The 902-nt window shown below is 75.1% G+C and carries 1 protein-coding gene; it reads left to right on the top strand.

Translation table 11 applies throughout. The features are described 5' to 3' along the window. A partial coding sequence (locus HW578_RS27100; RefSeq protein ID WP_198373792.1) for a hypothetical protein occupies positions 1 to 902 on the top strand: 902 nt, incomplete at both ends.

Here is a 902-nt window from a genome sequence, read left to right as displayed (position 1 = left end):
GCCCGCGCGGGCAGGTCTTCGACCTCGCCGCCAATGCCGCGGCGGCCGAGGCGCTGGCGCATCCGCTGCTCGGCGGCGCGGAGGGCGCGCACGACCTGCTGCTGTCCTTCCAGGGCGACGGCCGCGCGCCGCGCGCGCTCGGCCCCGCGCGCGTGGCCGTCGAGGACGAGTCGCCGCGATCCTTCGACATCCGCACGCCGCATCACCGTTTCACCGGCGACCTGAGGCGCGGCGAGATCCAGCAGCGCCTGCACGGCGAGGACGGCCCGCCCGCCATCCTGCACGCCGGCAACCTGGTCGAGTTCACCTGGCGCGGCCGCAAGCACTGCCTCGATGTCGAGGATGCCATCACCACGGTCGGCATCGAGCCCATGCCCGGCGGCGTGCTGCTGTTCCACGAAGGCGTGGTGGCCGGGCGTGGCCGCTTCGCACGCGGCCCGGCGCGGGAGCTCGCGCGGCTGCGCTACGCGTATGAACTGCGTGCCGACAGTCCGGCTGTGGCGCTGACCGTCACGCTCACCACACTGCCTGGCATCACGCTCGACCGCGTGCGCATCACCACTGCCTGCGACGCCATGAGCAATCAGGACTTCGCCGCGCTCGTGCTGGGCGAGGGCGCATCGGCCAGGCGCATCGACAGTCCGGCGGGGGACAACGTCACGGTGCAGGACGGCCCCGTGGTGCGGTTCGGCGCGGTGCAGGCACGCGCCGCGCAGCAGGCGCTGTCGCTCGCGATCCGCCCGCTCGGCCCCGCGTCGCTGCTGAGCGTGAAGGCGAGCGGGCCCGAGGCACGCCGCCTGCACTGGCTGCTGGCCCGCTACGCCACGTCGCGGCTCGGCCCGGCGGAGGCGCTGGTGGCGCGCGAGGAACGGCTGGTGATGCGCGGCCTCGCGGCCCCGCTG

Origin of the sequence: Roseomonas rosulenta, assembly GCF_016106005.1 — a bacterium.
Classification (GTDB): Bacteria; Pseudomonadota; Alphaproteobacteria; order Acetobacterales; family Acetobacteraceae; genus Neoroseomonas; species Neoroseomonas rosulenta.
This window is presented reverse-complemented; position numbering and strand designations above follow the sequence as displayed.